At 62.2% G+C, this 8,177-nt stretch carries 8 protein-coding genes; 4 read left to right on the top strand and 4 right to left on the bottom strand.

Annotated features, from left to right (window positions below):
• On the bottom strand, positions 1–1,136 hold a 1,136-nt coding region (gene nrdD, locus SOX55_RS04055), incomplete at its 3' end, for an anaerobic ribonucleoside-triphosphate reductase (protein WP_325286155.1).
• 439 nt (positions 1,137–1,575) lie between these two features.
• Between nrdD and SOX55_RS04050 the strand changes: the two genes are divergently transcribed.
• The gene (locus SOX55_RS04050) at positions 1,576–2,928 is read left to right on the top strand and encodes a uracil-xanthine permease family protein (protein ID WP_325286154.1); all 1,353 of its coding nucleotides are present in this window, start codon (positions 1,576–1,578) and stop codon (positions 2,926–2,928) included.
• A 255-nt stretch (positions 2,929–3,183) separates the two neighbouring features.
• Here the strand turns inward: SOX55_RS04050 and SOX55_RS04045 are convergent, their stop codons facing one another.
• Together SOX55_RS04045 and SOX55_RS04040 are read right to left on the bottom strand one after the other, a co-directional pair.
• A complete protein-coding gene (locus SOX55_RS04045) occupies positions 3,184–4,623 on the bottom strand; it encodes a pyruvate carboxylase subunit B (RefSeq protein WP_325286153.1) in 1,440 nt (479 codons plus the stop codon).
• Between the two features lie 59 nt (positions 4,624–4,682).
• Complete coding sequence (locus SOX55_RS04040; RefSeq protein WP_325286152.1) at positions 4,683–4,988, bottom strand: hypothetical protein; 306 nt, start codon at positions 4,986–4,988, stop codon at positions 4,683–4,685.
• 227 nt (positions 4,989–5,215) lie between these two features.
• Between SOX55_RS04040 and sfsA the strand changes: the two genes are divergently transcribed.
• Positions 5,216–5,899 (top strand): DNA/RNA nuclease SfsA, encoded by a 684-nt coding sequence (sfsA, locus tag SOX55_RS04035; RefSeq protein ID WP_325286151.1) that lies wholly within the window; start codon positions 5,216–5,218, stop codon positions 5,897–5,899.
• 19 nt (positions 5,900–5,918) lie between these two features.
• Positions 5,919–6,791, top strand: coding sequence for a radical SAM protein (locus SOX55_RS04030; RefSeq protein WP_325286150.1), 873 nt, complete (start codon positions 5,919–5,921; stop codon positions 6,789–6,791).
• Between the two features lie 43 nt (positions 6,792–6,834).
• Here the strand turns inward: SOX55_RS04030 and SOX55_RS04025 are convergent, their stop codons facing one another.
• Positions 6,835–7,263: a 4Fe-4S cluster-binding domain-containing protein gene (locus tag SOX55_RS04025; RefSeq protein ID WP_325286149.1), complete on the bottom strand. Its 429-nt coding sequence runs from the start codon at positions 7,261–7,263 to the stop codon at positions 6,835–6,837.
• A gap of 147 nt (positions 7,264–7,410) precedes the next feature.
• Between SOX55_RS04025 and SOX55_RS04020 the strand changes: the two genes are divergently transcribed.
• The gene (locus SOX55_RS04020) at positions 7,411–8,037 is read left to right on the top strand and encodes a hypothetical protein (RefSeq protein WP_325286148.1); all 627 of its coding nucleotides are present in this window, start codon (positions 7,411–7,413) and stop codon (positions 8,035–8,037) included.
• Positions 8,038–8,177 lie beyond the last annotated feature (140 nt).

Genomic DNA, 8,177 nt, shown 5'->3' with positions numbered 1-8,177 from the left:
TAGTCGGGCACCATCCGCTTGGCGGTGCACTTGGCCGCCAGCTTCGTCAGATACCAATACTTGCTGTCCTCGTGAACGTTGTCCTCCTCCAGCACGTAGATCAGCTTGGGGAACGCCGGCGTGACCCACACGCCCTTTTCGTTCTTCACGCCCTGATAGCGCTGGAGCAGCGTCTCCTCGATGATGAGGGCCAGGTCGTCCTTTTCCTGCTGGTTCTTGGCCTCGCCCAGGTACATGAACACGGTGACAAAGGGCGCCTGTCCGTTGGTGGTCAGCAGGGTCAGAACCTGATACTGGATGGTCTGAACGCCCCGGCGGACCTCGTCCCGCAGACGGGTCTCCACCAGCTCAGCCAGCTTTTCCTCCGTGGGCTGGAAGCCGATGGAGGCCATTTCCTGCTCCACGCTCTTGCGGATCTTCTTGCGGCTCACGTCCACAAAAGGCGCCAGGTGGGTCAGGGAGATGGACTGGCCGCCGTACTGGTTGGAGGCCACCTGGGCAATGATCTGGGTGGCGATGTTGCAGGCAGTGGAGAAGCTGTGGGGCCGCTCGATGAGGGTGCCGGTGATGACGGTGCCGTTCTGGAGCATGTCCTCCAGGTTCACCAGGTCGCAGTTGTGCATGTGCTGGGCGAAATAGTCGGAGTCATGGAAGTGAATCAGACCCTCCTGATGGGCTTCCACAATGTCCGGCGGCAGCAGCAGCCGCTCGCTCAGGTCCCGGGACACCTCGCCGGCCATATAGTCCCGCTGGGTGGAGTTGACGATGGGATTCTTGTTGGAGTTCTCCTGCTTGGCCTCCTCGTTGCAGCACTCAATGAGGCTGAGAATCTTCTCGTCGGTGGTGTTGCTCTTGCGGACTAGGGAGCGGGTGTAGCGGTAGGTGACGTAGTTCTTGGCCACCTCGTAGGCGCCGTGGGCCATGATCTGGTACTCCACCAGGTCCTGAATCTCCTCCACGGAGGGGGAGCGGTTCATCTTCAGGCAGCTCAGCTCCACAAACTCCGCGATGCGCTGAATCTGCATCACGGTCATGCGGGCCTCCTCGGGAACGCTCTGATTGGCCTTGGTGATGGCGGAAATAATCTTTGTAATATCGAATATGACTTCTGTGCCGTTGCGTTTGATGACTTTCATGCTCTTTCCCCTCCGTATATTCTCCCAGTGCGCTGTTCGCACAATATCTATTGCAGCTGCTTCATTATACAACACAATATATGGTTCTCCAAGTGGCAAAAGCCACTAAATAAAGAAAAGTTTTTTGGTACTATTTTTTTGACGGGAGGAAGGGAAAACGGGGTTTTGTTTCCGCAAACGCCTGCCCGGCAGGGGATTGCGGCGAAAACGCAGGAAATTTTGTCCAACTTTCATTTTTTTGTTGCCAAGGTGGGAGGAGTGTGGTATGATGTCAAAGATAAACGGAAAGGAGCGATGCGGCCATGCTGAAGCGGACGGAAGACCAGGCGCTGACGCTGGCGGTGCTGTCTCTTTTCGGCGTTTCCATCCCTGTTTGACCGGCAGAAGTGCCGGTGTTTTTTTTGCCTGTGTGTGAACGATATTTGAGAGGAGAATGACAATGAACGAAAAATCCACCATCGGACAGTCGCCCATCCGGGACGCCCGGACTCTGGGTATGCCCAAAATGCTGATTCTGGGCCTGCAGCACATGTTCGCCATGTTTGGCGCCACGGTGCTGGTGCCCATTCTGGTGCAGAGCTACGGCCTGCCCCTGAGCATCCAGACCACCCTGTTCTTCGCCGGCATCGGCACCCTGTTCTTCCACGTGTGCACCAAGATGAAGGTCCCTGCCTTCCTGGGCTCCTCCTTCGCCTATCTGGGCGGCTTCGCCGCCATGGGCTCCATGGACTCCGGCATCTACGCCGCCATGGACGCCTCCGAAAAGCTCCAGTACGCCTGCGGCGGCGTGGTGGTGGCGGGCCTGCTGTATGTGGTCCTGGCCGCCGTCATCAAGGTTGTGGGCGTCCACAAGGTGATGCACTTCCTGCCCCCCGTGGTCACCGGCCCCATCATCATCCTCATCGGCCTGAACCTGGCGCCCTCTGCCGTGTCCAACGCCTCCACCTGCTGGTGGCTGGCCCTGGTGGCCATGGGCATCATCGTGGTGGCCAACATCTGGGGCAAGGGCATGGTGAAGATCATCCCCATCCTGCTGGGCGTGGTGGGCTCCTACATTGTGGCCCTGGCGGCCGGCAAGGTGGACTTCTCCTCCCTGGAGGGTGTGGCCGCGGTGGGCCTGCAGCCCTTCTTCACCGACTTCGGCGGCAGCGTGGCCAAGTTTGACATCTCCGCCATTCTGGTGATGGCCCCCATTGCCGTGGCCTCCATGATGGAGCACATCGGCGACATGTCCGCTATCTCCGCCACCGTGGGCGAGAACTTCATTGAGGATCCCGGCCTCCACCGCACCCTCATCGGCGACGGCGTGGCCACCGCCCTGGCGGGCCTTTTCGGCGGCCCCTCCAACACCACCTACGGCGAGAACACCGGCGTGCTGGTGCTGTCCCGGGTCCACGATCCCCGGGTCATCCGGCTGGCCGCGCTGTACGCGGTGATCCTGTCCTTCAGCCCCAAGTTCGCCGCGCTGGTGAACTCCATCCCCGCGGCCATCATCGGCGGCGTCAGCTTCATCCTCTACGGCATGATCTCCGCCATCGGCGTGCGGAACGTGGTGGAGAACCAGGTGGACTTCACCAACAGCCGCAACCTGATCATCGCCGCCGTCATCCTGGTGTGCGGCCTGGGCTTCACCAACGGCCTGACCTTCCAGATCGGCGGGGCCTCCGTCACCCTCACCGCCCTGGCCATCGCCGCTCTGGCCGGCATCGTGCTCAACGCCGTCCTGCCCGGCAACGACTTCCACTACGGCAAGGCTGCCGATGACGCCTCTGCCTCCCTGGGCAAGTACTGAGCCGGAACCTTCCGAACCAAAAGAGCGCCGCTGTGCGGCGCTCTTTTTCAGACTGTCAAAAGACCTCTTCTTGGAGAGAAAGGGTTCCGTTTCGCAAGGGGAGTTTGCGGGGGCGGGAGCCCCCTCGTGTGGAATCGAATGCCTGCAAAAAGCTTGCGCAGCAAGCGTTTGCGCCGCTGTGCAGCGCTCTTTTTCCGCCCGCGGGCGGAAAAATGCCCCCGCCGGATTGTCCGGCGGGGGCATTCGTGATAACGCTCAGCGCTTCTCGGGATGATCCCGGTACTCCAGGAACTTGGGCGCCACCTGGGGGAACAGGGCCAGGCTCAGCACGTCCTCCTCGCTCTTGGCGATGTCCTTGTACTCGGCGCGGTACTTCTCCAGCTCCGGCTGCAGCAGATCGGCGGGACGGCAGGTGATCACGTCCTCCGGCTTGATGCCGGCCTTGGCCCGGACCTCCTCGTTGACCTCGCCGGGCAGCTGGCCGTACTCGCCCTTCAGCATGGCCTTGCACTCCTTGGTGAACACCTTGTAGCGCTCGCCCATGACGATGTTCATCACGGCCTGGGTGCCCACGATCTGGCTGGTGGGGGTCACCAGCGGGGGATAGCCGCAGTCCTTCCGGACCTGGGGAATCTCCGCCAGCACATCATAGTATTTGTCTTCCTTCCCGGCCTGCTTCAGCTGGGAGATCAGGTTGGACAGCATGCCGCCGGGCACCTGATAGAGCAGGGTGTTGGTGTCCACGTTCAGCACCTTGGGATCCAGGCTGCCCTCGTCCTTCAGCCGTTGGGCCACGCCGCGGAAGTGGGCGGCGGCCTCGCTCATCTTGTTCAGGTCCAGACCGGTGTCTCTGGGCGTGCCCCGCAGGGTGGCCACCAGGGACTCGGTGGCGGGCTGGGCGGTGCCGTTGGCCAGGGGAGACAGGGCGGTGTCCACAATGTCCACGCCCGCCATGGCGGCCATCAGCAGCACCATGTCGCCGGTGCCGGTGGTGTTGTGGGTGTGCAGGTGGATGGGCACGCTGACGGTCTCCTTCAGCTTCTTCACCAGGGAGTAGGCGTCCATGGGCAGCAGGAGGTTGGCCATGTCCTTGATGCAGATGGCGTCGGCGCCCATCTGCTCCAGCTCCTTGGCCAGCTTCACGAAGTACTCCTCGCTGTGGATGGGGGAGATGGTGTAGGACAGGGTGGCCTCCACCTCGCCGCCGTACTTCTTGGTGGACTTGATGGCCTGCTCCAGGTTGCGCACGTCGTTCAGAGCGTCGAAGATGCGGATGATGTCGATGCCGTTTTCAATGGACTTGCGGCAGAACTGGTCCACCACGTCGTCGGCATAGTGCTTGTAGCCCAGAATGTTCTGGCCCCGGAACAGCATCTGCAGCTTGGTGTGGGGGATGGCCTTGCGCAGTGCCCGCAGCCGCTCCCAGGGATCCTCGTTGAGGAAGCGCATGCAGGAGTCGAAGGTGGCGCCGCCCCAGCACTCCAGGGAGTAGTAGCCGATGGAGTCCAGCACCTCGCAGGCGGGGAGCATATCCTCCAGACGCATCCGGGTGGCGGCCTGGGACTGGTGGGCGTCCCGGAGAATGGTGTCGGTGACCAGCAGGGGCTTTTTGCTCAGGAACTCCACGGAATTGGAGGAATCCTCCAGCTCCACCTCATAGGGGGCGCCATTGACGTTGATTTTGTATTTGGTCATGGTTGAAAACTCCTATCTTCAAGAATCTGGTTTCCTGCAAAAACGGGTTTGCAGATGGCTTACAGGGCGCGGATGGAAGTGATGCGGACATCGGTGACGTTCCGTCCCAGCTCCGCGGACAACGCGGCGGAGACAACGGCCAGCTCCTCCACACTCAGGTCCAGCGCTCCCAGATCGGGCGCGGCGGAGAGATTCTTCGCCGGAGCGGTGGGAGCGGCCTGGCGGCGGAGGGGACGGCGCCGGACGGCGGCGATGCGGAGGTCGTCGGTGCCTACCCGCAGCTTCTGGGCCAGGGCGGCGGAGATGGCGGCGACGACTTCGGGACTGACAGCTGCGCTGGAGACGCACGGTTCAGCAGAATTCATCAGAATACCTCCTGATTGGGTTTGCTACATTCTAACAATTTTCACATAAAAATACAACTGCAATTTACGCAAAATTTTCGGAAAAGTTCAGCTTCCCGAAACAGCAAAAAAGGAGATTTCAGCCGAATGTGAAAAAAGGGAAGCGTTTGACTTGCTTTTTTCCCCGCCGGCAGGTATGGTAAGGAAGAAGCAGATATTGCGGTGAGCTTTTGGAAAGGAAGGATGTCATGCGATACGGAGAGGTGATTCCCGGCGTATTCCGCAGCCGGCCCAACCGTTTCATCGCCCTGGTGGAGGCGGAAGGGGCGGAGCAGGTGTGCCACGTGAAGAACACGGGCCGCTGCCGGGAGCTGCTGGTGCCGGGCTGCCGGGTGTATCTGGAGAAGGCGGCCAACCCCGCCCGGAAAACGGGGTATGACCTCATCGCGGCGGACAAGGGCGGGCTGCTGATCAACATGGACGCCCAGGCCCCCAACCGGGTGTTCCGGGAGTGGGCGGAGGCGGGGCACTTCCTGCCGGAGGTCACGGCGGTGCGGCCGGAGTACACCTTCGGCGCCTCCCGGCTGGACTTCTGCGTGGAGACCGCCGGCGGAGCGCGGCATCTGGTGGAGGTGAAGGGCGTCACGCTGGAGGACGGCGGCGCCGTCCGCTTCCCGGACGCCCCCACGGAGCGGGGCGTGAAGCACATCCGGGAGCTGCAGCGGGCGGCGGAGATGGGCCTGGACGCCGCGCTGTTCTTTGTGATTCAGATGGAGGGGGTCCGGTCCCTGTCCCCCAACGACGATACCCACCCCGCCTTCGGCGCGGCGCTGCGGGAGGCGGCCGCCGCCGGGGTGCGGGTGCTGGCCTGTGACTGTCATGTGACGCCGGAGAGCCTGACGCTGCGGGCCCCGGTGCCTGTGATCCTGTAAAGGAAGAAAGGAGAATTCCATGCTGCATTATTCCGGAAACGTATACCGTCCCCCCAGCGAGGCCTACAGTCTCATTGTGCAGGTGACCCTTGGGTGCAGCCAGAACAAGTGCGCCTTCTGCAACATGTACAAGGACAAGAAGTTTGAGATCGTCCCCATCGACCAGGTGATGGAGGACCTGCGGTGGGCCCGGCAGACCTATCCCCGCATCCAGCGGATTTTCCTGGCCGACGGCGACGCCCTGATTCTGCCCACGGAGCATCTGATGCGGATCCTGACCTTCATCCGGGAGCACATTCCGGAGTGTGAGCGGGTGGCGGTGTACGCCAGCCCCAGAAGCATTCTGGGCAAGACGCCGGAGGATCTGCGGATGCTGCGGGAGAACGGCCTGGCCATGGCCTATCTGGGTCTGGAGACCGGCAACGAGGCGCTGCTGAAGAAGATCAACAAGGGCGTCACCGTGGCCCAGCAGATTGAGGCGGGGCAGAAGCTGAAGGCCGCGGGGCTGACGCTGTCTGTCACCGCCATCAACGGTCTCTCCGGCACCGAGGGCTGGGAGGAGCACGCGGTGGACACCGCCCGCGCCCTCAACGCCATGCTGCCGGACTATATCGCCCTGCTGACGCTGCGGATTTACACCGGCACTCCCATGCACCGCTGGGTGCAGGAGGGAAGCCTGATCATGCCCAAGCCCATGGAGCTGATCCGGGAGACCCACCGCTTCCTGCAGGAGATCGACTGTCCCGGCGCGGTGTTCCGCTCCAACCACGCCAGCAACTATCTGGTGCTGGCGGGAACGCTGAACCAGGACCGGGAGCGGCTGATCCGCCAGTGCGAGGACGCCCTGCGGGGCGAGACCCCTCTGCGCAAGTACGTGGAGCTGGGGCGGTAAAGCGGGAAAAAGCACGCATTTCTCACGAAATGCGTGCTTTTTGTCAACTCTCCGTCAGCACCTGCCCCGCGGCAAGGCTCTCCGCCGCCCGGAGGCTGCGGCCGGCTTCCACCAGCACGTCCGTCTCCCGCAGCAGGGCCAGCCGGTCCGGATTTTCCCCGGCGGCCAGGTCCTCAAAGGTCAGGCTGGTGTGGCAGCGGACGTTCAGTCCCCGGTCATGGGCGGCGCGGCACAGTTCGGCGCACTCCGCCGCCTGGTCGAAGGGCTCGCCGCCGGTGATGGTCAGCCCGTCCAGCTCCGGCTGGCTGTCCAGCTGGTCCAGCAGCTCCTCCAGGGAGAAGTCCACCCCGGAGCCGGGGCCCTGGGAGGCGGAGCAGCCGGTGCAGTGGTGCTGGCAGCCCGGCAGCAGCACCACAAACCGCTTTCCGGGTCCGTTGGACAGGGAACACTGCCGGATTCCCGCAATGATCATGGAAAAAACGCTCCTTCCCGGCGGACGTACCGCCATACCCGGATGGTAACACGCCGGGAGGGGGACTGTCAAGGCGGGCCTTGCGGGGAAAGCATGCGGGTGGTATCATAAGAATACTTACCTTTGAAAAAGAGGAGGGAATCGGACATGCCGGAGAATAGGCGGAGCATTCCGCAAATAAAGCGGGCGGCTCTGCTGTTGCTGTGGATTGTACTGCTTATGGCCCTTTTCTGGGGATATGAGCGGCTGATGTATCCGCTGGACCGGAATGCGGATCTGTCCGCATACGCGGCAGAATACCGGGGTGTGGACTGCGCGGAGCTTGACCGGGCGGAAGCGCGGGGCGTTACGGTGCTGCTGCTGGATACGGGAGACTCTGATAAGAATCTGGCTGCTGCCTTTCCCCGCAGTCTGCTGTTTTCCCGCTATGGGAAGGAAGCCGCATTTCTGGCACTCCCGAAAGACTCCATCCGGGTGTTCCTGTGCCATTTTCACCCGGAGCTGCCGCTGCGGGATGTCTGGCTGGAAGATGGCGACGATGCCGGGGTGGATTTCTCCGGTATGTACTATTTTTTCAATACATGGCATGACCCGGATACTGTGGAGTTCAGCGTCATCAACGGGCGCGGATTTCAAAGCTCCGTCCTGACCGTGCAGCTGATACCGTATGGGGCTACGGCGCTGCTGGCGGCGGCTCTGCTTTGGGGCCTGCACCTGGCTGGGCTGCAAATGAAACGGAAATCCGGGAGTTCCAAAGAACAGGCAAGACCCTGAAGGCGAAAGAACGCCCCGCGCCCGGGAAAGGCGCGGGGCGTTTGCTGGTTATGCAGGGATGGTGGGCTCAGCAGCAGCTGCCGCCGTTGTTGCCGCACCAGCTGCCGCCGCCGCAGCAGCAGAACAGCAGAATGAGAATG

The organism is Dysosmobacter sp. (genome assembly GCF_034093755.1).
Classification (GTDB): Bacteria; Bacillota; Clostridia; order Oscillospirales; family Oscillospiraceae; genus Oscillibacter.
The sequence above is the reverse complement of the archived record's forward strand: the minus strand, read 5'-3'. Positions and strand labels throughout refer to the sequence as shown.